Source organism: Oceanihabitans sp. IOP_32 (genome assembly GCF_009498295.1).
In the GTDB taxonomy this organism is placed as follows: Bacteria; Bacteroidota; Bacteroidia; order Flavobacteriales; family Flavobacteriaceae; genus Wocania; species Wocania indica.
The window spans coordinates 1,145,890-1,172,500 of record NZ_CP040813.1 but is presented as its reverse complement, the minus strand read 5'-3'; the positions used below and the strand labels follow the sequence as shown (position 1 = coordinate 1,172,500).

The following is a 26,611-nucleotide window of genomic DNA, read 5'->3' as shown; positions in this document are numbered from 1 at the left end:
CCCATCATAGCACCTAAAATACCAGAAACTCCTGTAATTTCGTTTTCGTTTTTAGGAGGGTTGTCTATTCTTAAAGAATAAGATACTCGTGGTAATTTACGGTTTTCTACGACTAAAACTTTTAATCCGTTTTTAAGTTCAAATTCCTGTGGGGTTTCTAATGTGATTACAGGAGCAGGACCTGGCTTTGGTTGCACCGATCGATCAATTTGAGCGTTTGCCGAAATTGCTATTAAAAACAGTGTTATTAATGCGTTTATTTTTGTTTTCATTTGTTTTATTGATTTTAAAAAGTCACACTTTATAGATTCAAACACGAATGATGCTTGAATGAAGCTGATATTTTTTATTATTTTGCTTTTTCTGTTTCAGGTAAGTACTCCAACACTAAGCGTTGATTAGGGTTTAAGTATTTTTTTGCCACCGCTTGAATCTCTTCTCTAGTTATAGATCGGTAAATATCAATTTCGTTGTTTATTAAATTCACATCATCGTATAACATATGGTAACGGGCTAAAGAGTTCGCTATTCCGGCAATACTTGAATTTGAATTAACAAAATTGTTTTCGAATATGTTTTGAAGTTTCTGGTAGTCTCTTTCAGAAATTAAATCGGTTTGTACTTTAACGATTTCCTCATCAATTTCTGCTATTAAATTGTCTAACGTAGTATCACCAAGCGGTAAACCATAAACGATATAAGTGCCATAATCTTCTTGACTTATATTAAACGCCCCCACTTGTAGAGCCATTTTCTTCTCGTCTACCATTTTTTTATAAAGCTTAGATGTTTTGCCTGTGCTTAAATAACTAGATAACATGTTTAAAACGTATGCATCTCGCTCTGTCATGGCTGGAGTTCTGTAAGCTGTGACCACCGCAGGGATTTGTATATTAGAGTCGTAAGCTTTCGCTCGTATAGTTTCTGTAATCGGGTCTTCTTTTGGGAAGTTTCTAACAATGTCTTCTCCTCTTGGGATGGGGCCAAAATAGTCTTCTATCATTTTTTTTGTTGAAGGCACATCGATATCCCCAGCCACCACTAAAACAGCATTGTTAGGTACGTAATACTTTTTATTAAAGGCTTGAAATTCTTCTAGAGTAGCGGCATCAAGGTGCTCCATTTTTCCAATAGTAGTGCCTTTATAAGGGTGTTTTTTAAACATATGAAGCTTTACATTTTCTAGAAATTTTCCATAAGGCTGGTTGTCTACACGCAGACGTTTTTCTTCTTTTACAACTTCATTTTGAGTGTCTACACCAATTTGATTTATTATTGGGTGCATTAAACGCTCAGACTCCATCCATAACCCTAATTCTAAACTATTAGAAGGGAATACCTCATAATAATAGGTTCTATCGTCTGTAGTATTGGCATTATTGCTTCCGCCATTAGAGCTCACGATTTTAAACCATTCTCCACGATCTATATTTTTAGTACCTTCAAATAAAAGGTGTTCAAAAAAATGTGCCATACCTGTACGTTCTGGATGTTCGTCTTTTGCGCCAACATGGTACATTACAGACACTGTTACTACAGGTGCGGTATTGTCTTGATGTAGAATAACATCCATACCATTACTAAGCTGGTAGGTTTCAAATTCAACTTTTTGAGCATGGTTAGCAAAGTTTACTAAAAGCAAAACTGCCAACGATAATAGTTTGTTTTTCATTGTTTAAAGTTTATAATTAATTGTTTATTATATTTTATTGTTAGGAAAAAATTTGTGTGTCTTTTTCAAAAATAACAAAAAAAAGATGCCTTTGTTGATATTTGTGCCGTCATTATTGTAAATAACTATTTGATTGTTAGTTTTATTTATTGTACTTTGAAAGATGTATAATTTAAAAAGGTTTAAAGTTTTGTAATTATGCTATCTCAATTAACCTATATAACAGGTAATTAGATAATTATTAAACTTTGTGTGTTATTGTTTCATCTAAATTGTTTTATATGGTAGTTTTCAAATCAGAAATTAGAAACGCTCCAACCCAACAAATTATCAAGATTTTTTTAAATGATGAATCTTTAGATCGAGAAGTTAAAGACTATTTGGAAAGCTTTAATGAGGTAGAATACGTTGAAATACGAAAAAGTGTTGAGCGCAACCGCACCTCTAAGAATATTGCGGTTTATGGTCATCAAGGTATCGATATTAATGCTTTGAAACTAAAGATAGATGAGGGTTTAATAGTTTATTTTGATGATAAATAGAGTGTTGTTTGTGGTTTACAGATGCTAAGCTCTTGTTTAATGAAGTTATATCTCTAGCCTGCACTTCTTTTACTTAGAGCCGAAAAAAAATCCCAAACAGGGCTGCTTGGGATTTTATTTAAAATTTAATCTAAAATATTAGATTGCTTTATTACTAAAAGGCTTTTCAAAATAACCAGCTTTGTTTAGTAACGGTAGTGCTCTGGTTTGTATGGGCCATTAACTGTAACGCCTATGTATTCCGCTTGGTCTGGCTTTAATTCTGTTAGCTCTACACCAATTTTTTCAAGGTGTAATTTAGCTACCTTTTCATCTAAATGTTTAGGTAACATATACACATCGTTTTGGTAGGCTTCTGCATTGTTCCACAGTTCAATTTGTGCCAGAGTTTGATTAGTAAACGAGTTACTCATTACAAAACTTGGATGTCCAGTTGCACAACCTAAATTAACTAAACGACCTTCGGCAAGGATAATAATATCCTTTCCGTTAATATTGTATTTATCTACTTGAGGTTTAATGGTATCTTTAGTGTGACCATGGTTTTCATTTAACCAGCTCATTTGAATTTCGTTATCAAAATGGCCAATATTACACACAATGGTCTTGTCTTTCATCGCTTCGAAATGTTCGGCACGAACGATATCTTTATTCCCCGTCGTAGTAATTACAATGTCTGAATTGGCTACAACCGTTTCTAGTCTCTTTACTTCAAAGCCATCCATCGCTGCTTGTAAGGCACAAATAGGATCTATTTCTGTTACTGTTACAATACTTCCAGCACCTTTAAAAGAAGCTGCAGTTCCTTTCCCAACATCGCCGTAGCCACAAACTGTTACGCGTTTTCCGGCTAACATAATATCAGTTGCTCTACGTACCGCATCAACAGCACTTTCTTTACAACCGTATTTATTATCGAATTTAGATTTTGTAACCGAGTCGTTTACGTTAATAGCAGGCATTGGTAAAGTACCATTTTTTACACGCTCGTATAATCTATGAACACCCGTGGTCGTCTCTTCAGATAAGCCTTTTATACCTGCAGCTAATTCTGGATATTTATCTAAAACCATATTGGTTAAATCGCCACCATCATCAAGAATCATGTTTAAAGGCTTTCGGTCTTCTCCAAAAAATAAGGTCTGCTCGATACACCAATCAAATTCCTCTTCAGTCATATCTTTCCAGGCATAAACCGAGGTTCCAGTTGCAGCAATCGCAGCTGCCGCTTGATCTTGAGTCGAAAAAATATTACAAGAACTCCAAGTCACTTCGGCCCCTAAAGCTTGTAAGGTTTCAATTAAAACTGCCGTTTGAATGGTCATGTGTAAACAACCAGCAATTCGAGCTCCTTTTAGGGGTTGAGTGCTTCCATATTCTTCACGAAGGCTCATTAAACCTGGCATTTCGGCTTCTGCTAATTTTATTTCTTTTCGTCCCCACGCTGCAAGCGACATGTCTTTTACTTTATGGGCTACGTATGGAATTGTTTTTGTGCTCATGTGTTTTTCTTTTTTTTAGAATATTGTATTAAAGGAAACAACTTTTGGATTAGAATATAAAATAGTTAAATTCGCTTAAAAATTGCTTATTACCTTAGAGGCTGCAAAGATAACTAATAACTTTTAAACTTATAAATGCCACTTTATAAAACCATAGAACCAAATTCACAAACTACTGTTAAAATATGGAAGATTACAGAATCTTATACCGATTTGTATGAGTCTGTCTATCTAAAACCTTCCAGTTTAGAACGGGTTTTAGGCATGAAGAGTGAATTGCATCAGCGCGGCTTTTTAAGTGTGCGTAAATTGCTTGAAGCCTTTGGCTATACAGATAAGGATTTAATTTATAACGAAAACGGCAAACCCTATTTAAAAGATGGAAAGCACATATCTATAACACATTCTTTTAATTTTTCTGCAATTATTGTGAGCGACGCTATTATTGGAATAGATATCGAAAAGCAACGGTCTAAAATTAATATTATCGCGCACAAGTTTATAGATTATGAGTTTGATTATCTAGATGAAAAAAATTCCGATTATACCAAGAAACTAACGGCTATTTGGTGTATCAAGGAATCTTTATACAAGCTTTTTGCAACACCAGGATTAAGTTTTAGAAAACACTGTTTGGTTATTCCGTTTTGTTTAAAAGATAACGAAACTGTAGCTTGGATTGATTACAACCACAGAAAACATAAATACGATACACATTTTTTAGAGTTCGAAGGCTTTACCTGTGCCTATGCCCTAGAAAATTAAATTCGAATATATGTGTTTTCTACACCAGAAAAATTAAAGCAACCTTATGAAAATATCAGTAGAATTAACATTATCGCCTTTACAAAACGATTTCGAACCTGCCATTATTCATTTTATTAAAAAATTAAGAGCTTCAAACCTTACGGTTATAGAAAATCCCTTAAGCACACAGGTGTACGGAGAATACAACGAGGTGATGCACCTGCTACAAAATGAAATAAAAGAGGCTTTTCAGTTGATTGAAAACGGTGTGCTCTACATGAAAATAGTGAAAACAGATAGACAAAACTATGAACCCCATTTTTGAGTTTTTATTTGAGCAGTATTCAGACTATAAAACCACCGATATCGCTCTAGAAATTGTTGCGGTAATTTTTGGATTTCTTTCTGTTTGGTTTTCTAAACAAAATAACGTTCTGGTATTTCCAACAGGCATGATTAGCACGAGCATTTTTGTGTATCTCTTGTTTAAATGGGAGTTGTTAGGCGATATGATGATAAATGGGTATTATTTTATAATGAGTATCTATGGTTGGTATATTTGGACTAGAAAGGTAGACGAAAAACAAGTGACCCAAATTACACGTATGTCAAGTGCAGAGAAAAAGATAAGTACAGTAATATTTATGGCAACTTTGCTATTCGTTTACTTCGTTTATTTGTATTTTGATAAATGGACAGGTTTTGTGGCTTATATCGATACCGTGACCACAGCTATTTTTTTTGTGGGTATGTGGTTAATGGCACGCAAAAAACTTGAAAACTGGATTTTTTGGATTATAGGTGATCTTATCTCAATACTATTGTATTTTTACAAAGGCTTTACATTTACGAGTTTTCAATATTTAGGATTTACAGTTATTGCCATAATGGGTTATTTAGCATGGAAGAAAAATATAAACAACAACCTGCAAACTGCTTAAAAGTAGTTTTGTTTGGACCAGAATCTACTGGAAAAACAACTTTGTCTAGAAAGTTGGCACGGTATTACAACTCGGTTTGGGTACCGGAATATGCTCGTGAATACTTACAAAACAAATGGAACAACGAGCGTAAAACTTGTGAGGTAAAAGATCTATTACCTATTGCCGAAGGGCAAATGACATTAGAAAATGAACTCGCTACAAAAACCAATACTGTGTTAATTTGCGATACCGATTTGTTGGAAACAAAGGTGTATTCTGAAACATATTACTCGGGTACTTGCCATCCGTTGCTAGAAAAATATGCTTTACAAAACACTTACGACTTGTATTTTTTAACCTATATAGATATTCCATGGGAGGCAGACGATTTAAGAGATCGGCCAGAAGATAGAGAGGCTATGTTTAACGCTTTTGAGGAGGCATTAATTAAATATAACAGACCTTATGTTGTATTAAAAGGTGATAAAAAAACACGTTTAGAAACTGCGGTAAAGCATATTGATGAGCTCTTGTCAATTAAGAATTTATTGTTATTAGATACAGATGTTGTACATATAAATAGTAAAGGCATCTCGGTTAAACAAGTTGAAAAGCAAGTAGAGCGCATTAAAAACGGTATGTCTTATTCCAATCTTGTCGCTGCGGCAAGTATAGAAAACGGTATAGATAAATATACAGAAGCAGAGGCTGAAGATTTAATTGGTTTGTACGAGAGCAAACAAAACAGTTTAGATATGGTCAAGTTTGTACCCGCATCTGGAGCCGCAACTCGTATGTTTAAATTTCTGTTTGAGTTTTTACAGCAATTTAACCCCGAGAAAGAAACCGTTGAAGCTTACGCTAAGCGACTCAACGATACCCAAATACTTACTTTTGTTGATAACTTAGAGCAATTCCCGTTTTATCACCAAGTTTTATCAAAACTAAAAACGAGACACCCCAATGTCGAGCGTTTATCTAAAGAGCAGACTTACTTAGAGTTTATAAAAACTATGCTCGACGAAAACGCTTTAAATTATAGTTTTCTACCAAAAGGCTTGTTGCCATTTCATAAATATAAAGATGGTGTCGTTTCGGCTTTTCATGAGCATTTATTGGAGTCTACATTATATGGGGCTTCCAATAAAAAGGCAAATTTACATTTTACAATTTCAGAAAAACATCAGTCTTATTTTGATGATGAATTGGCTAAAATTGTAACAAATTTAGAACGCGAAACAAACACAACTTTTAAGGTGTCTTTTTCTTATCAAAAACAAGAGACAGAAACCGTAGCATTAACCGAGAGTCATGAAATTTATAGAAATAAAGATGGTTCTATTTTATTTAGACCCTCAGGACATGGCGCTTTATTAGAAAATTTAAACGCTCTAAATAGCGATCTAATATTTATAAAAAACATCGATAATATTGTAGTTTTTGACAACAGTAAAAAACAAGCTAAATACAAAAAACTTATTGCAGGAGTGCTGATAAAAGCTCAGGAGCAGGTGTTTTCTTTTTTACATGACTTAGATAATGAAACGGTTACCGAAGCAGATATGCTGGCTATGGCTTTATTTCTTTCTGAAAATTTAAATGTTTCGATTACTGATGAGTTTGATGATTTAAGTTCATCTAAAAAGAAAGCCTATTTAAAAGAAAAGCTAAACCGCCCCATTCGTGTTTGTGGTATGGTTAAAAACGAGGGCGAGCCTGGTGGTGGTCCATTTTGGGTTAAAGATAAATATGAGGAAATATCTTTACAAATTGTAGAGTTTGCTCAAATTGATATAAATAATAAAGCACAGTTTGAAATCGCCAATAACGCAACCCATTTTAATCCTACAGATTTGGTTTGCGGCACAAAAAATTATAAAGGCGAAGCGTTTAATCTTTTGGAATATGTGGATCCTGAGGCTGCTTTTGTTACTATGAAAACACAAAATGGAGACCCTATAAAGGCATTAGAGTTACCAGGTTTATGGAATGGAAGTATGGCTCACTGGAACTCTATTTTTGTTGAGATTCCTTTAGAAACTTTTAACCCTGTTAAAACCGTTAACGATTTATTAAAACCACAACACCAAGGTTTATAATGATAGACAAAGAAGCCTTGTTACAAGAAGTAAAGTTTAAAGCCATTAGGAGTTCTGGTGCTGGTGGACAACATGTAAATAAAGTATCTTCTAAAATTGAACTCACTTTTAATGTCCTAAAGTCGATTGCGCTTAGTGATCGTCAAAAAGAGCGCTTGCAGCAAAAACTACAACACAGATTAACAAAAGACGGTGTTTTAATATTACAATGTGATGAAAGTAGGAGCCAGCATAAAAACAAAGACCTGGTGATTAAACGATTTTTCGATGTAATTTCTAAAAGTTTAGCAGTCCCCAAAAAAAGAATACCTACCAAAATTCCAAAATCTGTTATTCGAAAACGCCTAAAATACAAACGAAATCTTTCAGAAAAAAAGTCGCGTAGAAGAAAGCCAGATCTCGATTAAAAGCCAGAATATCTTCTGGGAAATTTCGTTTTTTTAAAAATTGTATTTAGAAGTTATAATAAATCAATAATTCATTTTATATTTGTAGCGTTCTCAAAAAAGGGGTGCCTATATCGGCTGAGATCAGACCCATTGAACCTAGAACAGGTAATGCTGTTTAGGAATTTAAAATTATACCGTCATTGCGAAGTAACCTTTTATTATTGTTGTAATCTGTTTGATAGAAAACGATTCCACTTCATAAAAATACCTAGTAATGGCAAAAAATCATTTATTAACAATTAAAGAATAATGACCTCTTTTTATTCGATTATTAATATAATCGTAATGAAAAACCTATTCAACAATTTGTCATCTCTGCTAAGGCAGGAATTTTATCAAAAAAAAGTGTTACTCTTGTTTGCTGTCCTACTCTGTTTAGGCCTTAATGCACAACAAAACGAAACCCAACAGGATTCTACCAAAACACAAACGCTAGACGAAGTTTTAGTACGAGCGGTTCGCGTACAAGCCACATCGCCAATTACACACACAAATGTTTCAAAAGAAGACTTAGAGAAACGCAATTTAGGACAAGATATTCCAGTTTTGCTAAATTTCTTACCTTCGGTAGTTACTACCACCGATGCTGGTGCTGGTGTTGGTTACACCGGTATTCGTATTCGAGGTATTAATGCACAATCTACCAATATTACCCTTAATGGTATTCCGTATAACGATGCCGAATCTTTAGGCACATTTTGGGTTAATTTAGGTGATTTTGCATCGTCGGTAGAAAGTTTACAATTGCAACGTGGTGTTGGGACATCAACCAATGGTTCGGGCGCTTTCGGTGCCAGTATTAATATTCTTACCGATGCAGTTTCAGAAGACGCAAATGGCGAAATTTCGAATTCTTTTGGTAGTTATAATACCAGAAAGCACACAGTAAAATTTAGTACTGGGAAACTCAATAATCACTTTGAGATTGCTGGACGTTTATCTCAAATTAATTCTGATGGCTATATAGATCGCGCGACATCAGATTTAAAATCGTACTTTCTTCAGGGAGCTTACGTCGACCATAATACTCTAATAAAAGCCATTGTATTTGGTGGGAAAGAAATAACCTATCAATCCTGGAATGGTTTAGAAGACCCAGATCTGTTGGAAAATAATAGAACGTACAATACTGCGGGCCAGTACACCGACGAAAATGGGGTAATACAGTTTTACGATAACGAAGTAGACAATTATAACCAAGACCATTATCAATTGCATTGGAACGAGCGCTACAATAACTATTGGTCCACAAATTTAGGTTTAAATTACACAAAAGGACTGGGCTATTTTGAGCAATACAAGGAAGATGAATCTTTTGAAGATTATGGATTAGCCGAAATTACCATTGGTGGCGAAACTATTAATGAAACCGATTTAATTCGTCGCCGTTGGTTGGATAATCATTTTTACGTTGTAAACGCAAGTGCAAACTATAAAAAAAATATGTTGGATATGAATTTTGGTTTATCCTACAGCAGCTATATTGGCGACCATATTGGCGAAATAATATGGGCACAATACGCGAGTGATTCTAATATTCGCGAAAACTATTATCGCGGGCAAGGTAAGAAAAAAGACTTTAGTTTGTTTGCGAAAGCCACCTACCGACTTCATGATAAAGTGAGTTTGTATGGCGATTTACAAATGCGTTTTGTAGATTATAAAACCACAGGATTAACATCAGATCGGGTAAATTTATTGGTAAATGAACACTACGATTTTTTTAATCCTAAAGCTGGAATTACCTATAAATTAAACTCGAATAACAGTTTTTACTTTTCTTACGCCAGAGCAAACCGTGAACCCAGTCGAAGTGATTTTGAAAGTAACCCAAGCATAAAACCAGAACAATTAAACGATTTCGAACTGGGTTGGAGGTATAACAATAACGCTTTCAGAATAAGCACCAATGCCTATTATATGTTATACGATGAGCAATTGGTATTAACAGGTGCCATAGATAATACGGGTACACCAATACGAACAAATAGCGGCGAGAGTTACAGGTTAGGTCTAGAAGTTGAAGCGGCCATAAGGCTTTCTGAGCAGTTTACAATGCAACCAAACTTTACTCTAAGTTCTAATAAAAATAAAGAAACATTTTTTAAAAGAGACGGTGTATTAGAAAATTTAGGAAAAACAAACCTCTCATTTTCACCAGAATTCGTAGCCGCAAATGCCTTGGTTTTCAGTCCGAATTCCAACATACAAATGTCACTTTTAAGTAAATATGTAGGGGAGCAGTATATGGGGAATACCGATTCTGAAGTTTCAAAATTAAAAGATTATTTTGTAAATGATTTTAGTATAACGTATCAAATTAATCCAAAATCTGTTTTTAAAACTATCGTTTTGTCTGGTTTGGTAAATAATATGTTTAATAAAAAATATGTATCAAACGGATATTATTATACTTTCGATGATACTTGGAGTTCTCCAGGAGTTACCACAACTATTGAAGGTGCAGGATATTACCCACAAGCCACCACTAATTTTTTAGTGGGAGCAACTTTAAAATTTTAAAAAAAGAATAGAATTTTTACTTTTTCTTAGCCCCTCTTTGAGAGGGGATAGGAGAGGGTTTTAGTTGTAAACCCGAAGTGTATTTCCAGTTTTTTCAGCACGATACTCTTTTAAACGGCATCTCAGTTCGGAGTTGTTTACAGGCAAGCCAGTAAACAAATTATAGGTATTGGCATCTTCACAACCACAAATAGCATTATTCCCAGATAATGTTAATTTAGAGCAGGGACTAGGAATGTGGTTTGGGTCGGTGGCTTCAAAAGCAACATACCCCGAACCGGTATTGGTTATAAAAATACCTCGATAGCCATAATTTGGCACATATATGGAAGTCCCAATACTAAGCCTACTAAAAGGCTCAAAAACCAAATTAAAACTTTCATTAACACCTATATTTGGAATAAAATTACAATTCTCGTCGACAGAATTTTTACTACAAGCCATAAAAGCGAGAGAAATAAAGAGGTATAGATAGGGTTTCATAACATGTTAAATAAAAGCTGTAATTTACTAAGAAAAAGGAAATTAAGTTAAATATTTTGTATATTTGTGAAAGAATCTCGTTTATGCGGGATTTTTTTTATGGGCTGAATTTGTGTATTTGTAAAATATCGACTAGTAGTCAGGGATTTATAAATATTAAATTTTAGCACCTTTTTTATTAAATAAAAAATGAAGTTATGAGTAAAGTATCGTACTATACACCGGAAGGTTTAAAAAAATTAAGAGACGAGCTAAATCAATTGAGAGATGTAGAGCGCGCAAAAGCATCGAAAGCTATTGCCGAAGCGAGAGATAAAGGCGATTTAAGTGAAAACGCAGAATACGATGCAGCCAAAGAAGCACAAGGCATGTTAGAAATGCGAATTTCCAAACTAGAGGAAGCCCTAGCTGGTGCCCGTGTAATAGATGAATCGCAGTTAGATATGTCTAAGGTATTAGTATTATCTAAAGTAAAAATAAAAAATCAAACCAATGGTATGGAAATGAATTATACCTTGGTAGCCGATGGTGAAGCCGATTTGGCTGCGGGCAAAATATCTGTTAATTCTCCAATAGGAAGAGGGTTACTAGGGAAATCTGTAGGCGATGTCGCCGAAATACAGGTTCCTAATGGTATTATTAAATTTGATATTATTGAAATTACTAGATAATTAGTCATTAATTATGTTTTTAAAAAAAGATTCCTGATTATTTTATTCAGGAATCTTTTATATTTATCCCATAACTAAAAAAACCACAACATTTATGGCATCTGTTTTTACTAAAATAATAAAAGGGGAAATTCCTTGTTATAAGGTGGCTGAAACCGACGAGTTTTTGGCATTTCTCGATGTTAACCCTAATAGCAAAGGACATACACTGTGTATTCCGAAAAAGGAAGTCGATAAAATTTTCGATTTAGACGAAGCTACATATAACGGTTTAATGCAATTCTCTAGGCAAGTTGCCTTGGCTATAGAGAAAGTGGTGCCATGTAAGCGTGTAGGTATGGCCGTAATTGGATTAGAAGTCCCACATACCCATGTACATTTAATCCCGTTGCACAGTATGGACGATGCGCAGTTTATTAATAAAGTAAAAATGACGGTGGAAGAGTTTGAAAATACAGCCGCTGCTATAAAGGCTCAGCTGTAAAAAGTATCACATTATCACGGTATTCTTTAATTTGAAGATTGTAGGAGTATAAAAAATACGACTGCTACTAGAATAATTGCTGTAAATAAAATAACAATCCAAGATAGTTTCTTTAGGTAAGTAGATGTTTTTTTTGGTGTAAACGCCTTTTGATGGTATTCGAAAACGCGTTCAATATCATCTGTCCACTGCACGGGATAAATAGTGGTGTTACAAGTTTCGCAGACAATATTATGGTTAATTGTATTTGTTATAGATTTATAGAAGCTGGTTTCAATAAACTTTTGCTTAAAGGTTAAGCGCAATCCTACTTTGCTAAAACATTCTGGGCAGTTATTATTTAATGCCACTTCTTTTAAAGTGATAAATTTTTCAGACATAATTAATAATTATTAACGCGCACTGCGCAACACAATTTGAATAGTTGTACCTTTATTTAATTGAGATTTTAACACGCTTATTGTGCCATCGTGAAAATCTTCTATAATTCGTTTCGTTAGCGATAAGCCTAATCCCCAACCTCGTTTTTTGGTGGTAAAACCAGGTTCGAATATTTTTTTAAATTGATGTTTTGGAATTCCTTTTCCAGTATCTTCTATCTCTATTTTTACGTTTTTTTCTAATTTGGTAATTCTTATGGATAGCTTTCCTCTGCCCTTCATGGCATCAATAGCATTTTTTACTAAGTTTTCAATCACCCAACCATACAGTTGCTTATTTAGTTTTACTGGTAGCTCTCCTGTTGGTGTAACCATATCAAATTCTACAAGCTTAGACGATCTTGTTTTTAAATAACTGTAAGCTTCAATGGTCTCTTTTATAATATCGGCACGTTCTAAGATTGGAATAGAACCTATTTTACTAAAACGTTCTGTGATGGTTTGTAAACGATTTATATCTTTTTCAATTTCAACAATATAATCAGGGTTAACCTGTTCGCTTTTTAAAATTTCTGTCCAACCAATTAAAGACGATAATGGTGTGCCTATTTGATGTGCGGTTTCTTTTGCCATACCAGACCACAGTTTGTTTTGAGTGGCATTTTTATTACTGCGATAAAAGAAAAATATAACAGCTCCAAATAAAACAATAATAAGAATTAATGCAAGCGGATAGTATTTTAATTTATTTAACAAAGGGGAGTTGCCATAGTAAATGGTACTTACAATCGTGTCGTCTAATGTGACTTGAATGGGAGTGTTCTCTTGTTTAAATTTTAAAATAAGTTTATTAATATAGGTGGAGTCTGTGGCTCTTTTATCATTGATGTTGTTAAACTCAATAGTACCATCTTTATCCACCTTAATCATAGGTGTAGTTTGGTTACTGGTAATCACCTTTAAGGGTAAGTCTCCCAAATTAACATCTAAATTGTCTGTTTTAAGCAAATCACTTTGAGCAAAAGACCAATTTTCCATTTTAATACGTTCCTCTTCTTTAAAATGTTGAAAAAACTCGTAAGTTTTCAACAAAATAAGAGCTACGATTAAGAATGATGCCACAATCATAATCCATCGAAACGTATTTTTATACTCTTCAAAAATCATTTGCAATTGTTTCTCAAGTAATATAATGCAAATCTATAAATATTATTGCTGGAGTAGTTTATAAATCGGATTTTAGTTGATTAAAATACGTTTTCTACATAGATAAGAGTAAGTTATTGATTATTTTTTAACAAGTGGAAACTATTGTTAAAACTAGATTGAATTTTTAGATATTTTTTGACTAGTTTTGTGAAAACTAAATTCAAGATTTCATGACCTCTTTTAGTCCTAAAGAATTGTCAACTAGTAAATTGCATGCGTACTTGCTAAGTGCAGTAGCGCCTAGACCTATTGCATTCGCCAGTACTTTAGACGCTAATGGTAAACCTAATTTAGCACCGTTTAGTTTTTTTAATGTGTTTAGCGCAAATCCACCAATTCTCATTTTTTCTCCAGCGCGTCGGGTTAGAGGAAATACGGTTAAACACACATTGCAAAATGTAGAGGCTGTAAAAGAAGTGGTGATTAACGTTGTAAATTATGATTTGGTGCATCAAATGTCTTTGAGTAGTACAGAATATGAAGAGGGAGTTAATGAGTTTGAAAAGGCCGGCTTAACCATGCTGAAGTCTGATATTGTTAAACCGTTTCGTGTTGCAGAATCTCCAATTCAATTTGAATGTCAAGTGAACGAAATTGTTAAATTAGGAGATAAAGGTGGTGCAGGGAATCTTGTGATTTGCGAAGTTGTAAAACTTCATATTAACAAAAATGTTTTAGATGAAGAAGGTACGATAAATCAAAATAAATTAGATTTGGTTGCCAGAGCAGGGGGGAGCTATTACAGCCGAGCAAAAAACGGTTTTTTCGAAATTCCAAAACCTTTATCCACTTTAGGTATTGGTGTCGATAGTTTCCCCGATTGTGTTAAAAACAGTACGGTTTTAACAGGAAATAATTTTGGAATGTTAGCTAATGTTGAAGCCTTGCCAACGGATAAAAGTGTACAGCATTTTGTTGAAAATTTAGGATCGCGCCATCCTGATATCAAATCTGCGACACTCGTAGAAAAGCACAAATTGGCGCAAAATTATTTAAGTCAAGGCGATGTCGATAGCGCTTGGAAAATTTTATTGGCCTAAAAAAGAGTAGAATACAAGAATAATAATTACGAATAAAAATTGATTAAATGGAAGTTCAAGGAAGAATTAAAATGATAGGAGAAACTCAAACTTTTGGTAGTAACGGGTTTAGAAAAAGAGAGGTAGTGGTTACTACAGAGGAGCAATATCCACAGCATATTATGGTGGAATTTGTTCAAGATAAAACAGATTTACTTAACAGTTATAATGTTGGACAACAAGTTAAAATAAGCATTAATTTACGAGGTAGGGAGTGGGTTAACCCACAAGGCGAAACCAAGTATTTCAATTCGATTCAAGGTTGGAGAATTGAGGCTTTGCAAACAGAGGCTTCAGAGGGGAATTTACCACCAGTACCACCAACAGACGCTTTTGAGCCAGCATCGAATTTAAAGGAAGACGATCACGACGATCTGCCTTTTTAAATAGTAACTCAATTACGGTATTGTTTAACAATTATATAATCTATAATAGGTAATACAATAATGTTTTTAGAGTTCTAATTTTAATAACCTCAATGTTTGTTAAAGCGTTGAGGTTATTATTTTAATAAGAAAATTACAATGCAGTATTCTTTCCAGAATATAAAATTTCCCGATGTTAACGAAGCCACTCCAGAGGGCTTACTGGCTATTGGTGGAGATTTGTCTGTACAGCGTTTATTATACGCTTATAAACATGGTATATTTCCTTGGTTTGAAAATGAGGAGCCTATTTTGTGGTGGTCGCCTAACCCGCGATTTGTGTTATTTCCAGAGAAACTAAAGGTTTCTAAAAGCATGAAACAGGTGTTGCGTAATGGCAATTATTCTGTCACGGTCAATAAGGCGTTTAAAGCGGTAATTACAGCCTGTTCTAAAATAAAACGTAAAGATCAAGCAAGTACTTGGATAACTAGTAGTATGATTGAGGCCTATGTAAAACTTCATGAATTAGGTTATGCAAAATCTGTTGAGGTATGGCGGGATAATACTTTGGTTGGAGGCTTGTATGGTATAGACCTGGGAAATAGCGTATTTTGCGGCGAGAGTATGTTTGCTAAAGAAAGTAACGCAAGTAAAGTAGGGCTTATCACATTTGTACAAAATACGAATTATAAGCTTATAGATTGTCAAGTGCACACCAAACATCTTGAAAGTTTAGGAGCCGAGGAGATTTCTAGAGATGATTTTTTAAAATATTTATAGTTAAACGAGCGTGGTGTTTTACGAAAAAGATTTATCGGGAGATTTAAATTAGCAGCAGTCATGGCGTATAGCTAAACTTAACCATAATTGTATTTATCGAAAATCAAACCTCTGCATACCTAAAACACCCCACCTCGTGGTCGTTTACCATTCCTGTAGCTTGCATATGCGCATAAACAACGGTAGAACCCACAAATTTAAAACCGTATTTTTTTAAGTCTTTGCTTATAGCGTCGCTTAGCGCTGTGTTGGTTGGTGCATCTTTGTAATTTCTAATCGCGTTTTTAATGGGTTTTCCATCAACAAAGTCCCAAATGTATTTTGAGAACGACCCAAATTCTTTCTGAATTTTTATAAAAGCCTGTGCGTTGCTAATGGTGGCTTTTACTTTTAGCTTATTTCTTATAATTCCCGAATCTTGCAGTAAGGCATCTGTTTTCTCTTGGTTATAAGTAGCTATTTTTTTATAATCGAAATTATCGAAGGCTTTTCTAAAATTTTCACGTTTACGCAAAACGGTAATCCAGCTTAAACCAGCTTGAAAGGTTTCTAAAATTAAAAATTCAAAAAGTTTAGCATCATCGTAAACGGGAACGCCCCATTCTTCGTCATGATAGGTTTCGTAAAGCGTGTCGCCAACACACCAACCACATTTATTATTTTCCATATCCTAAGATTAAGACCCTAAATAAGTTAAATTTTTAAGGCGTTGTAAGGTTTATGTGCATAATATGACAAAAGTCATCTAAATTAAGATGTTAAGATACTAAATTTGCAGATTAATTTTTTATCAAAAAAACAAAAAAATTATGGATTCTATTATAAAAAATAGTTTAGAACACAGTATGACATACGGTGAGTACAGAGATTTAATGAAGCAGTTGGTTGGAGAGGGTTCTACAACAGGACCAGAAAAAACTGAGGAGTTAATTGAGTTCACCAAGGTTAACGAAAGCCGAATGAAGCGTTGGGATAAAACCATTAAAATTTCTGAAGAGCTTAAAGATAAAATTATGGCTGTTCAAGAAAAAGTGACTTGGTTGGTTATAACAGAAAGCTGGTGTGGGGATGCGGCACATGTGGTACCTGCTATTAATAAAGTAGCCGAATTAAACGACAATATAGATTTAAAATTAGTGCTTCGAGATGAAAATTTAGAATTAATGGATGCTTTTTTAACAGATGGCGGCCGTTCAATACCTAAATTAATAATGCTTGACAATGCTACTGGCGAAGTTTTGAATACTTTTGGACCACGACCAACAGAGGCTACAAATTATGTGACTCGTTTTAAAGCAAAATACGGTGCTATTACTCCAGAATTTAAAGAAGATTTACAACATTGGTACAATAAAGATAAAGGGCAAAATGTTATTACAGATTTAACTGAAATGCTTAACAAACTGGAGTCTAAAGTTTGCCAATAAAGTGAAAAGTTATAGAGCCTATTTGCTCTTTTTTGCTAGCATCGGCATTAAATTTTGATGCTCTTGCATACTCTAAAGCATGCTCGACTAGACATTGGTTAGATGTCGATGAGGAAGAATTTACGTAAGCATCAACAACATTACCGTTGGTGTTTACTGTAATGTTTATCACTATTTTGCCGCCCACTTCACATAAATATACAGGAATAGGAATATGAATTTTTTCTCTGTCTTTTAGTGAAAAGCTAATGCTGCTTTTGGTGTTTTCACCCTCGTTTTGTTGTTTTTTCAGTAATTCGTTTACCTTATTAAAAGAGGAAAGGGCTTCAGTGTTCAGTTTAGATTCGTAAGTGTCCTTATATTCTTTTTCAAAAGTTTCTTCTTGCTCGAAAGCGTCGTTACTTTTTGGTATGTATTCTTCTGGTGGCGTAATGGGTTTATAAGCCTCGGCAAAAGGTTTATTTTTTGTAGTCTCATTAAATGCTTTGTTGGTTTCGGCTTGGCTAGCATTTAATTCCTCTAACTTCTCCAGTTTTTCAAGAGCTTCTTCAGTAAGTTCTTCTTCTGGTATTATTTGATAATAACTTTCTGCGGCTATTTCTGGATGTTTTTTTAAGCCGAGATTAAAAATAAAAAGCAGGACTGTACCCGTTAAAAGAAACGTAATGAGTAACGCTTTATGTTGATTTGTTAAGTCCAGAGTTGTTTTTACTTTGAGTAGGTTATTTCCGAAATATACGCAAAAATAAACAATTTAGCCTTTTAATGATGCTATGAAAGTTTCTATTGAAACGGCATCGGCTACATTAAAATCTCCAATTTTTGTACGTCTTAAAGCAGATAGATGCGCTCCAGACTGCAGCGCCTTTCCAAAGTCGTTTGCTAAAGTTCGAATGTACGTGCCTTTGCTGCAAACGACTCTAAAATCTACTTCTAAGCCATCAATTCTTGTAATTTCGAAGGCTTGAATATTTACCGTTCTCGATTTTATCTCTACCGACTCACCAGCTCTAGCATACTCGTATAAGCGTTTTCCGTCTTTTTTTAATGCTGAAAAAACAGGAGGAAATTGCTGTATGTCTCCAATAAATTGTTTGGTTGTATTTAGAATCAAGCTCTTCGAAATATGTTTGGTTTCGAAGGTGTCGTTAATTTCAGTTTCCAAATCGAAAGAAGGGGTGGTGCTTCCCAAAACAAAAGTACCGGTATATTCTTTTATTTGTCCCTGAAAGGTGTCGATTTGCTTGGTCATTTTACCCGTGCAAATTACTAACAAGCCTGTAGCTAGCGGATCTAGTGTGCCGGCATGACCAACTTTAATTTTTTTTATATCGAACGCTTGGCGTAGCTCCCAACGAAGTTTGTTTACCACCTGAAACGAGGTCCAGTTTAAAGGCTTATCGATAAGTAAAATCTGGCCAGAAAGATAGGCTTCTTTCGAATTCATATTACGAGTTTAGTAAAGCAAAAACAATAGCAATAACACCAACAATTATACAATAGTAGGCGAAGTAAGAGAGTTTGCTTTTTTTAACTAAAGCAATCATCCATGTGCAGGCAAAGAGCCCCGATACAAAGGCCGCAATAAATCCTGCAGCTAATGCGGTTATATTCTGACTTTCCATCGAAATATCTCCACTTAAAGCATCCTTAGCTATTTTACCAAATATTAAAGGCACCACCATTAAAAAAGAGAACCGCGCTGCCTTAGTTTTATCATTTCCTAATAATACCGATGTAGAGATGGTTGCTCCAGAGCGAGAAATGCCAGGCAATAGCGCTATTGCTTGCGAAATACCAATTATAAAGGCGTCTTTAAAAGATACCTTTTTGTTGGTGTCTTTCGCTTTATCGGCTAAAAATAATAAAACGGCTGTGATAATAAGCATGAGACCTACAAATAATATATTGTCTCCAAAAAGAGATTCTAACTGTTTTTCAAACAGTAACCCAATCGCAACTGCAGGAATTAACGAAAAAGCAATTTTAGAAATGAATTGTAAATCTTCATTCCATTCAAATTTTAATGCTCCTTTAACAAGGCTAAAAATATCTTTCCTAAAAACAACCATAGTACTTAATGCGGTTGCAAAATGTAGGACTACAGAAAATAGTAAACTCTCTTCAGGTAAAGAATCATCACCAAGAATGGCTTTTCCTATTTCTAAATGACCGCTAGACGATACGGGTAAAAATTCGGTTAGCCCTTGAATTATTCCAAGAATAATTGAGTCGATTATGTCCATGTGACAAATAATATTATAATTGAGAAGTATAGGCTTTAAAGCCCGATTATTGGCTGTTTATTTTTCGGAATTAGATTTATTAGGATTCAATAAAATAGCGTAAACCTGTAAGCCAAATCCAATCATGATAAAAGTTGGTGCTAAATGAATGCGTCTCCAACTAAAAATGTCGGGACTAAAAACATTTGGATCGTCGCTGCCACCGCCAGCCATTAGAATAAAACCTAACGCAATACAAGCTAAACCAATAAACATGAATTTATAGTTTTTTCTCCCAAAAACAAATACTGGTTTCGAATTTTTATCTCCTTTTTTTTCTCCCATAATCCTTTGTAAAACAATTGTGCAAATTAACGTATTTATTTAAAATTGAAGGGTAACATATTCGTAAATATTGTTAATAGTATAATTGGTCGGTTTTAAGATTTAGAAAACGTTGGGTTGCAAAGTGAGTACTAATCCAAGTTATCACAATGCCTAAGGCAAAAATAAACATAAACAGAGCACCCACTAAAATGGGATTGCTTAATAATTCTAGTTCTGTGAAAGTTTTGTTGAGATAAAATAGAACAACACCCATTCCAATTAAAGCGATAATGGCACCAATTATGCCTAAACGCACACTTTTAAGTACAAACGGACGCCTTATAAACTGTTTTGTGGCGCCCACCATTTGCATGGTTTTAATAGTAAAGCGTTTGGAGTAAACCGACAATCTTATAGAGCTATTAATCAATAACACGGCAATTACAGTAAAAATACCGCTAATTACTAAAACCCAAAGACTTATCTTTCTCACGTTATCGTTCATCAAGTTTACAAGGTCGTTATCATAGGTTACTTCATCTACAAAATTTTTATTTAAGGCTTCCGCCGAAATTTTGTCCAGATGCTCAGAGGTTACAAAATCTGCTTTTAAATGCACATCTATAGAGTTTTGCAGCGGATTGTAACCTACAAAGTCCATGAAATCCTCACCGTTTTCGGCCTTCATAAATTCTGCAGCCTGTTCTTTAGAGACGTATTCGGTCGATTTAACATAATCGGCCATTGCTAGGCTTTTTTCAAGTTGCTTTACTTCTACATCTTTGGCATTTTCTTTTAAATATATAGTAAGCACCACCTGCTCTTTAAAATGATCTGAGACTTTTTTGGCATTGAGAATAAGCAAGCCTAATAAACCTAATAAAAACAAAACCAAAGCAATACTTAATACCACCGAGAAATAGGAGGAAATAAGTCTGCGTTTTTGATGTTTTTCGAAAGATGAACTCATAAAAATAATATTAAAAAGGTAAAAATAACAAAGTCTTGGCAATCTTTGTTTATATTAACTAAAACATCTTAATATTGTTGTGATAACCACATTATATATAGTCTACATTTTCATGAAACCTGGTTAAGTCATAAAAAAAAGAAGTTTTAACCTGATATTAGTTTTTCTCTGAGTCTTGTGTGTTTTTTTGGAGTACAAACTATTAAATACAAAGGTTTTTAAGTTGATTTATAAAAACGTAAATTTGCAGCTTTAAAATTCGTGATTAAAAACCAAACGTTAAGAGTTAGTTGCATTTTAATAATGTGAAAATGCATTAACGTTTTTGTAATCATGCTAACCGATTAAAAATAAAGATGCAATACAATTTTAACGAGATAGAGGCCAAGTGGCAAAAATATTGGGCCGAAAACCAAACGTTTAAAGCCGAGAATAGTAGCGAAAAACCAAAATATTACGTTCTAGATATGTTTCCCTACCCAAGTGGTGCAGGTTTACATGTAGGGCATCCGTTGGGATATATCGCTTCCGATATTTATGCGCGTTACAAAAGGCATCAAGGGTTTAACGTTTTGCATCCTCAGGGTTACGATAGCTTTGGTTTGCCGGCCGAGCAATACGCTATACAAACCGGGCAGCACCCGGCTATTACCACCGCAGAAAATATTAAAACCTACCGCCGTCAATTGGATCAAATTGGATTTTCGTTCGATTGGTCTCGGGAAGTAAGAACCTCAGACCCGAGTTATTACAAGTGGACACAATGGATTTTTATTCAATTATTTAATTCTTGGTACAATAAAGATTCAGATAAAGCTGAGGCGATTTCAACATTAGAACGAATATTTGCTTCAGAAGGAAACACAAAAGTAAATGCAGTTTGCGATGACGATATTGAATCTTTCTCTGCAAATGATTGGAATGCGTTTTCATCAAAGAAGCAGCAAGAAATTTTATTGCAATACAGATTAACCTATTTAGCAGAAACCGAAGTGAACTGGTGTCCAGATTTAGGCACCGTTTTAGCAAACGACGAGATTGTTAATGGCGTATCAGAACGTGGAGGCTATCCTGTGATACGTAAGAAAATGACCCAATGGAGCATGCGTATTTCTGCTTATGCCGAACGTTTATTACAGGGCTTAGATGATATTGATTGGACCGATGCTTTAAAAGAAAGTCAGCGTAATTGGATTGGGAAATCTGTTGGGGCTTCTGTAACATTCAAAGTAAAAAACCACGAAGCCGTTATAGATGTGTTTACCACTCGACCAGACACTATTTTTGGCGTTAGTTTTATGACATTAGCACCAGAGCACGACTTAGTTTCACAAATAACAACCTCAGAGCAAAAAGATGCTGTAGAAGCTTACGTTTTGGCATCATCTAAGCGCAGTGAGCGCGATAGAATGGCCGATGTAAAAACCATATCTGGTGTGTTTACTGGAGCTTATGCAGAACATCCGTTTACAAAAGCACCTATTCCAATCTGGATTGGCGATTATGTTTTAGCTGGATACGGTACCGGCGCTGTTATGTCTGTACCTTGTGGCGATCAGCGCGATTACGATTTTGCTAAGCATTTTAATATACCTATACCTAATATTTTTGAAGGGGTTGATATTTCAGAAGAAGCGTTTTCAGAGAAAGAAAAAACCATTATTGGTAATAGTGATTTTCTTAACGGGATGAATTATAAGAAGGCTACCAAGCGCGTTATTTTCGAGTTGGAGCAAATGGGTCAAGGTGTAGGGAAAACCAATTACCGTTTACGCGATGCTGTGTTTAGTCGCCAGCGTTATTGGGGCGAACCGTTTCCTGTATATTACGTCGAGGGGATGCCGCAAATGATTAGCGCAGAACATTTACCCATAAAACTACCAGAAGTCGAAAAATATTTACCTACCGAAACTGGCGAACCTCCACTGGGCAATGCTACGGTTTGGGCTTGGGATACCCTTAAAAACGAAGTGGTTTCAAACGATTTAATCGACAATAAGCACATTCATCCTTTAGAGCTTAATACCATGCCAGGTTGGGCAGGAAGTTCTTGGTACTTTAACCGTTATATGGACGCCCATAACACCGAAGTGTTTGCAAGTAAAGAAGCCCTTAATTATTGGAAAGATGTCGACTTGTATATTGGTGGGAGCGAGCATGCCACAGGCCATTTATTATATGCGCGGTTTTGGCAAAAATTCTTATTCGATAAAGGCGAAGTACCAGTTGATGAGTTTGCTAAAAAATTAATTAACCAAGGCATGATTTTGGGGACGAGTGCTTTTGTTTATCGCGTGTCTGGCTTCCCTAACAAGTACGTTCCTAAATCGGTATGGGATAAATTTAACAGTAAAGAGACGTTTGAAGTCGCTCAAGACATCGTTAGAGATTTTGTCGGTTCAGATTCTGCCTTAGTCGACTTAATTCCTATACATGTTAAAGTAGGCTATGTGAACGCATCAGATGAATTGAATATCGAAGCACTAAAAAATGATAGTGAATTTGGAAAAGATTATGCAAGTGCAGATTTCTTGTTAGAAGATGGTGTGTATACGGTAGGAAGAGATGTAGAAAAAATGTCTAAATCTAAATTAAATGTCGTTAATCCAGACGATATTGTTAAAGATTATGGAGCAGACAGTCTGCGTCTTTACGAAATGTTTCTTGGCCCTTTAGAGCAGTATAAGCCATGGAATACTGCGGGTATTTCTGGAGTGCACTCTTTCCTTAAAAAACTTTGGAAACTATATGTTGATGAAAATGGTTTACGGGTTAACGATGCACCAGCAACCCAAGAAGCATTAAAAACTCTACATAAAACCATTAAAAAAGTACAAGAAGATATCGAGAGTTTTTCGTTTAATACATCGGTGTCAACATTTATGATTGCCGTTAACGAATTGGTAGCTCAAAAATGCACAAGTAAAACTGTTTTAGAGCCTTTATTGATTTTAATTTCTCCTTATGCCCCACATATTGCAGAGGAATTATGGCAAAAATTGGGTCATAAGACATCTATTGCCACGGCCACATTCCCAAAATTTGAGGCGAAGCACCTAGTAGAAAGCAACAAAAATTACCCCATTTCGTTTAACGGAAAAATGCGTTTTACTATGGAGTTGCCTTTAGATATGAGTAAAGACGATATTGAAAAAGCCGTGTTAGCAAACGAGAAAACACAAGAACAACTGGCAGGACGAACACCTAAAAAGGTGATTGTAGTACCTGGAAAGATTGTCAATATCGTAGGGTAATATGAGGTCTTATTAAAGCAATTTTTTAAGTGTTGTGTGCTTTTTGTATCATATAAATTTCCCCGATGGCTGTGCCTCGGGGTTTTCTTTTTAGTTTTCTTTGAAGTTGCTTAAAAATCTTTTTTACCACTTCAGCCTTTGTATCTATGAAGCCTTTTTGTATTTAAGTTTGAATACGCTAAAACAAAACCTATTACCAATTTAATTTTGAAATGTCGTAAGGTTAATTTGGTATAACTAATCTTGTGTTACCCAGTGCTTGATTCCGCATAAAAAACCCTTCAAATCTGGATTTTAATACACGTATGACCTAGATAAAGGTCTATTGTTTTTAATTTTATATTCCTCAGATCATGAGTTTTCTCTGAAAAAGAAGGCTTTAAATAGCTATTATGTCGTCAAAAAATATAAGTAATTCTTAATTTTAGGGTGATATTTTGATTTATAACTAAAAAATATTGAAATTTCTAGAGTTTTTTTTAAAATATTTATTTTTACCTTTATAACATAAAATTGAAAAATAAATATTTTAACCTATGAAAATTGGTATTCCTATTGAAATTAAAAACAATGAAAACCGGGTAGGCATGACGCCTTCGGGAGTTTTCGAACTTACAAAACGAAACCACACGGTATATGTACAAAAGCGTGCAGGTATGATGAGTGGTTTTTCGGATGCAGATTATATTCAGGCTGGTGCTGAAATACTTGATACTATTGAGGAAATTTATGCTGCTTCCGAAATGATTGTTAAAGTTAAGGAACCTATTGAAGAAGAATACGGTTTAATTAAGTCACATCATTTAGTATTTACTTTTTTTCATTTTGCTTCTAGCAAAACACTTACAGATGCCATGCTTAAAAGTGGATCGGTTTGTATCGCATACGAAACTGTTGAAGATACTGATGGCTCTCTGCCTCTACTTATCCCAATGTCTGAGGTGGCAGGTAGAATGTCTATTCAACAAGGGGCTAAATATTTAGAAAAACCCGTTAAAGGACGTGGAGTCTTACTGGGAGGTGTGCCTGGAGTCCCACCAGGAAGAGTTTTAATTTTAGGTGGTGGTGTAGTAGGAATGCAGGCAGCAAAAATGGCTGCAGGACTGGGTGCCATCGTGACAATAATGGATGTTAATATGAAGCAGTTGCGCCATATTAACGACATTATGCCAAGTAATGTAACCACCGAGTTCTCCAGTGAATACAACATAAGGAAACATATTGAGTATTCCGATTTAATTGTTGGAGGAGTATTAATAAAAGGTGCTAAAGCCCCTAAGTTAATCACTAGAGATATGCTAAAATCTATGCGTGCAGGCACCGTAATGGTTGATGTTGCCGTAGATCAGGGCGGCTGTTTTGAAACTACAAAAGCGACAACACACGCAGATCCCACCTTTATTATAGACGATGTGGTACATTATTGTGTGGCTAATATGCCTGGAGCTGTACCTTACACCTCTACAGTGGCCTTAACCAACGTGACACTGCCCTATGTATTAAAATTGGCAGAGAACGGTTGGGAAAAAGCATGTCAAATAAACAAACCATTGGCCAGAGGATTAAATGTTGTTCATGGTAAGATTGTTTATAAAGAAATTGCCGAAGCATTCGAAATGGACTATCAACCGCTAGAATTGTAATAGACTGACAAATTTTCTTAATTTATGTTTGGCTTGTTTTTTGCTATAAAAAATCTAAATTTGTAAAACATAAAAATTAATTTAATGATTGGATATTATATATTGATAGGTGCCATTGGGCTTGTAAGTTGGTTGGTGAGCAGTACTTTAAAAAGAAAATTTGATACGTACTCTAAAATTCAATTGCGTAATGGTATGAGTGGTGCTGAGATTGCCGAAAAAATGTTGGCAGATCATGGCATACGCGATGTTGAGGTCATCTCGACACCTGGGCAATTAACAGACCATTATAACCCTAAAAATAAAACGGTTAATTTAAGCGAATCGGTTTATAACCAACGTAATGCAGCGGCGGCAGCTGTGGCAGCTCACGAATGTGGTCATGCTGTGCAACATGCGCAAGCTTACGAGTGGTTAAAAATGCGCTCGGCTTTAGTGCCTGTTGTAAGTGTAACCTCTGGGATGTCTCAATGGGTTATAATTGGCGGATTAATGCTTGGTGCAGCTGCCGGTATAGGGCTTGGTTATTGGGTTGCTATTGCGGGCTTAGTTATGATGGGGTTTGCAACCTTATTTAGCTTTGTAACCCTGCCTGTTGAGTACGATGCGAGTAATAGAGCTCTAGCCTGGTTAAAGAACAAAAATATGGTATCTCAAGAGGAGTATGCAGGTTCTGAGGATGCTCTAAAATGGGCAGCAAGAACTTATTTAGTTGGCGCCATTGGTGCTTTGGCCTCTTTAGTGTATTGGGCACTTCAAGTATTTGGAGGTTCTAGAGACTAAAAAATTTAATAGAAACATAGTAGAAAGCTCTGAAAATTTTCAGGGCTTTTTTGTTTCTTTACAAAAACGAA

General features: G+C 35.0%; 28 protein-coding genes and 1 riboswitch (1 of these 29 cut by a window edge). Of the genes, 16 read left to right on the top strand and 12 right to left on the bottom strand.

The window, feature by feature from the left end; translation table 11 throughout:
• Positions 1–272, bottom strand: the 5' end (the start) of a protein-coding gene (locus FEZ18_RS04915) for a M16 family metallopeptidase (protein WP_153267296.1). It extends 1,798 nt beyond the left edge of the window; the window shows 272 of its 2,070 coding nt (coding positions 1–272); its start codon is at positions 270–272; its stop codon lies off the left edge, out of view.
• Positions 273–349: 77 nt separating this feature from the next.
• On the bottom strand, positions 350–1,672 hold the full coding sequence (locus tag FEZ18_RS04910) for a M16 family metallopeptidase (RefSeq protein WP_153267295.1): 1,323 nt from the start codon (positions 1,670–1,672) through the stop codon (positions 350–352).
• Positions 1,673–1,953: 281 nt separating this feature from the next.
• Here FEZ18_RS04910 and FEZ18_RS04905 point away from each other — a divergent pair, with 281 nt between their 5' ends.
• Complete coding sequence (locus FEZ18_RS04905; RefSeq protein ID WP_153267294.1) at positions 1,954–2,214, top strand: hypothetical protein; 261 nt, start codon at positions 1,954–1,956, stop codon at positions 2,212–2,214.
• 185 nt (positions 2,215–2,399) lie between these two features.
• Here FEZ18_RS04905 and ahcY read toward each other — a convergent pair whose 3' ends face one another.
• Entirely contained in the window at positions 2,400–3,716 is a 1,317-nt protein-coding gene (gene ahcY, locus FEZ18_RS04900; protein WP_153267293.1) for an adenosylhomocysteinase, read from the bottom strand.
• A 135-nt stretch (positions 3,717–3,851) separates the two neighbouring features.
• Here ahcY and FEZ18_RS04895 point away from each other — a divergent pair, with 135 nt between their 5' ends.
• From FEZ18_RS04895 to FEZ18_RS04870, 6 genes are all read left to right on the top strand, one after another.
• Positions 3,852–4,481, top strand: coding sequence for a 4'-phosphopantetheinyl transferase family protein (locus tag FEZ18_RS04895; RefSeq protein WP_153267292.1), 630 nt, complete (start codon positions 3,852–3,854; stop codon positions 4,479–4,481).
• 46 nt (positions 4,482–4,527) lie between these two features.
• Positions 4,528–4,788 (top strand): hypothetical protein, encoded by a 261-nt coding sequence (locus tag FEZ18_RS04890; protein WP_153267291.1) that lies wholly within the window; start codon positions 4,528–4,530, stop codon positions 4,786–4,788.
• The gene (pnuC, locus tag FEZ18_RS04885; protein ID WP_153267290.1) at positions 4,772–5,404 is read left to right on the top strand and encodes a nicotinamide riboside transporter PnuC; all 633 of its coding nucleotides are present in this window, start codon (positions 4,772–4,774) and stop codon (positions 5,402–5,404) included. The genes FEZ18_RS04890 and pnuC overlap by 17 nt, the downstream gene beginning before the upstream one ends.
• Complete coding sequence (locus FEZ18_RS04880) at positions 5,365–7,485, top strand: DUF4301 family protein (RefSeq protein ID WP_153267289.1); 2,121 nt, start codon at positions 5,365–5,367, stop codon at positions 7,483–7,485. Before pnuC ends, FEZ18_RS04880 begins: the two co-directional genes overlap by 40 nt.
• Complete coding sequence (gene arfB, locus FEZ18_RS04875; protein ID WP_410505140.1) at positions 7,485–7,892, top strand: alternative ribosome rescue aminoacyl-tRNA hydrolase ArfB; 408 nt, start codon at positions 7,485–7,487, stop codon at positions 7,890–7,892. The genes FEZ18_RS04880 and arfB overlap by 1 nt, the downstream gene beginning before the upstream one ends.
• A 90-nt stretch (positions 7,893–7,982) precedes the next feature.
• Positions 7,983–8,073: riboswitch (TPP riboswitch) on the top strand.
• Positions 8,074–8,219: 146 nt separating this feature from the next.
• Positions 8,220–10,457 carry a TonB-dependent receptor gene (locus FEZ18_RS04870; RefSeq protein WP_153267288.1) on the top strand — a complete coding sequence of 746 codons (2,238 nt, stop codon included), beginning with the start codon at positions 8,220–8,222 and terminating at the stop codon, positions 10,455–10,457.
• A 60-nt stretch (positions 10,458–10,517) separates the two neighbouring features.
• On the opposite strand, the gene FEZ18_RS04865 is transcribed toward FEZ18_RS04870, so the two are convergent.
• The gene (locus tag FEZ18_RS04865) at positions 10,518–10,940 is read right to left on the bottom strand and encodes a hypothetical protein (protein ID WP_153267287.1); all 423 of its coding nucleotides are present in this window, start codon (positions 10,938–10,940) and stop codon (positions 10,518–10,520) included.
• Between the two features lie 197 nt (positions 10,941–11,137).
• On the opposite strand from FEZ18_RS04865, the gene greA reads away from it, so the two are divergent.
• Both greA and FEZ18_RS04855 read left to right on the top strand, forming a co-directional pair.
• A complete protein-coding gene (gene greA / locus FEZ18_RS04860; protein ID WP_153267286.1) occupies positions 11,138–11,611 on the top strand; it encodes a transcription elongation factor GreA in 474 nt (157 codons plus the stop codon).
• Positions 11,612–11,705: 94 nt separating this feature from the next.
• Entirely contained in the window at positions 11,706–12,095 is a 390-nt protein-coding gene (locus FEZ18_RS04855; RefSeq protein ID WP_153267285.1) for an HIT family protein, read from the top strand.
• A gap of 26 nt (positions 12,096–12,121) precedes the next feature.
• On the opposite strand, the gene FEZ18_RS04850 is transcribed toward FEZ18_RS04855, so the two are convergent.
• Both FEZ18_RS04850 and FEZ18_RS04845 read right to left on the bottom strand, forming a co-directional pair.
• Positions 12,122–12,475 (bottom strand): hypothetical protein, encoded by a 354-nt coding sequence (locus tag FEZ18_RS04850; RefSeq protein WP_153267284.1) that lies wholly within the window; start codon positions 12,473–12,475, stop codon positions 12,122–12,124.
• A gap of 12 nt (positions 12,476–12,487) precedes the next feature.
• Positions 12,488–13,642 carry a sensor histidine kinase gene (locus FEZ18_RS04845; protein ID WP_153267283.1) on the bottom strand — a complete coding sequence of 385 codons (1,155 nt, stop codon included), beginning with the start codon at positions 13,640–13,642 and terminating at the stop codon, positions 12,488–12,490.
• A gap of 212 nt (positions 13,643–13,854) precedes the next feature.
• Between FEZ18_RS04845 and FEZ18_RS04840 the strand changes: the two genes are divergently transcribed.
• The 3 genes from FEZ18_RS04840 to aat all read left to right on the top strand — a co-directional run bounded on the left by FEZ18_RS04840 (position 13,855) and on the right by aat (position 15,911).
• Entirely contained in the window at positions 13,855–14,724 is an 870-nt protein-coding gene (locus FEZ18_RS04840) for a flavin reductase family protein (protein WP_153267282.1), read from the top strand.
• Between the two features lie 47 nt (positions 14,725–14,771).
• Complete coding sequence (locus tag FEZ18_RS04835) at positions 14,772–15,149, top strand: DUF3127 domain-containing protein (protein ID WP_153267281.1); 378 nt, start codon at positions 14,772–14,774, stop codon at positions 15,147–15,149.
• A 138-nt stretch (positions 15,150–15,287) separates the two neighbouring features.
• On the top strand, positions 15,288–15,911 hold the full coding sequence (gene aat / locus FEZ18_RS04830; protein WP_153267280.1) for a leucyl/phenylalanyl-tRNA--protein transferase: 624 nt from the start codon (positions 15,288–15,290) through the stop codon (positions 15,909–15,911).
• Positions 15,912–16,014: 103 nt separating this feature from the next.
• Here the strand turns inward: aat and FEZ18_RS04825 are convergent, their stop codons facing one another.
• Positions 16,015–16,578 (bottom strand): DNA-3-methyladenine glycosylase I, encoded by a 564-nt coding sequence (locus FEZ18_RS04825; RefSeq protein WP_153267279.1) that lies wholly within the window; start codon positions 16,576–16,578, stop codon positions 16,015–16,017.
• Positions 16,579–16,720: 142 nt separating this feature from the next.
• Here FEZ18_RS04825 and FEZ18_RS04820 point away from each other — a divergent pair, with 142 nt between their 5' ends.
• Positions 16,721–17,338, top strand: coding sequence for a thioredoxin family protein (locus tag FEZ18_RS04820; protein ID WP_153267278.1), 618 nt, complete (start codon positions 16,721–16,723; stop codon positions 17,336–17,338).
• On the opposite strand, the gene FEZ18_RS04815 is transcribed toward FEZ18_RS04820, so the two are convergent.
• From FEZ18_RS04815 to FEZ18_RS04795, 5 genes are all read right to left on the bottom strand, one after another.
• On the bottom strand, positions 17,322–17,510 hold the full coding sequence (locus FEZ18_RS04815) for a hypothetical protein (protein ID WP_153267277.1): 189 nt from the start codon (positions 17,508–17,510) through the stop codon (positions 17,322–17,324). The two genes, FEZ18_RS04820 and FEZ18_RS04815, sit on opposite strands and share 17 nt — an antisense overlap.
• Positions 17,511–18,092: 582 nt before the next feature.
• Positions 18,093–18,785, bottom strand: coding sequence for a tRNA pseudouridine(55) synthase TruB (gene truB, locus FEZ18_RS04810; RefSeq protein ID WP_153267276.1), 693 nt, complete (start codon positions 18,783–18,785; stop codon positions 18,093–18,095).
• A gap of 1 nt (position 18,786) precedes the next feature.
• Positions 18,787–19,584, bottom strand: a complete 798-nt coding sequence (locus FEZ18_RS04805) for an undecaprenyl-diphosphate phosphatase (RefSeq protein ID WP_153267275.1) — start codon at positions 19,582–19,584, stop codon at positions 18,787–18,789.
• 57 nt (positions 19,585–19,641) lie between these two features.
• Positions 19,642–19,908, bottom strand: coding sequence for a DUF3098 domain-containing protein (locus FEZ18_RS04800; protein ID WP_153267274.1), 267 nt, complete (start codon positions 19,906–19,908; stop codon positions 19,642–19,644).
• Positions 19,909–19,981: 73 nt separating this feature from the next.
• Positions 19,982–20,860: a cell division protein FtsX gene (locus FEZ18_RS04795; RefSeq protein WP_153267273.1), complete on the bottom strand. Its 879-nt coding sequence runs from the start codon at positions 20,858–20,860 to the stop codon at positions 19,982–19,984.
• Positions 20,861–21,216: 356 nt separating this feature from the next.
• Between FEZ18_RS04795 and FEZ18_RS04790 the strand changes: the two genes are divergently transcribed.
• The 3 genes from FEZ18_RS04790 to FEZ18_RS04780 all read left to right on the top strand — a co-directional run bounded on the left by FEZ18_RS04790 (position 21,217) and on the right by FEZ18_RS04780 (position 26,540).
• The gene (locus FEZ18_RS04790; protein ID WP_153267272.1) at positions 21,217–24,114 is read left to right on the top strand and encodes a leucine--tRNA ligase; all 2,898 of its coding nucleotides are present in this window, start codon (positions 21,217–21,219) and stop codon (positions 24,112–24,114) included.
• Positions 24,115–24,650: 536 nt separating this feature from the next.
• Positions 24,651–25,757 carry an alanine dehydrogenase gene (ald, locus tag FEZ18_RS04785; protein ID WP_153267271.1) on the top strand — a complete coding sequence of 369 codons (1,107 nt, stop codon included), beginning with the start codon at positions 24,651–24,653 and terminating at the stop codon, positions 25,755–25,757.
• A gap of 84 nt (positions 25,758–25,841) precedes the next feature.
• Positions 25,842–26,540, top strand: a complete 699-nt coding sequence (locus FEZ18_RS04780; RefSeq protein WP_153267270.1) for a zinc metallopeptidase — start codon at positions 25,842–25,844, stop codon at positions 26,538–26,540.
• Positions 26,541–26,611: the final 71 nt, after the last annotated feature.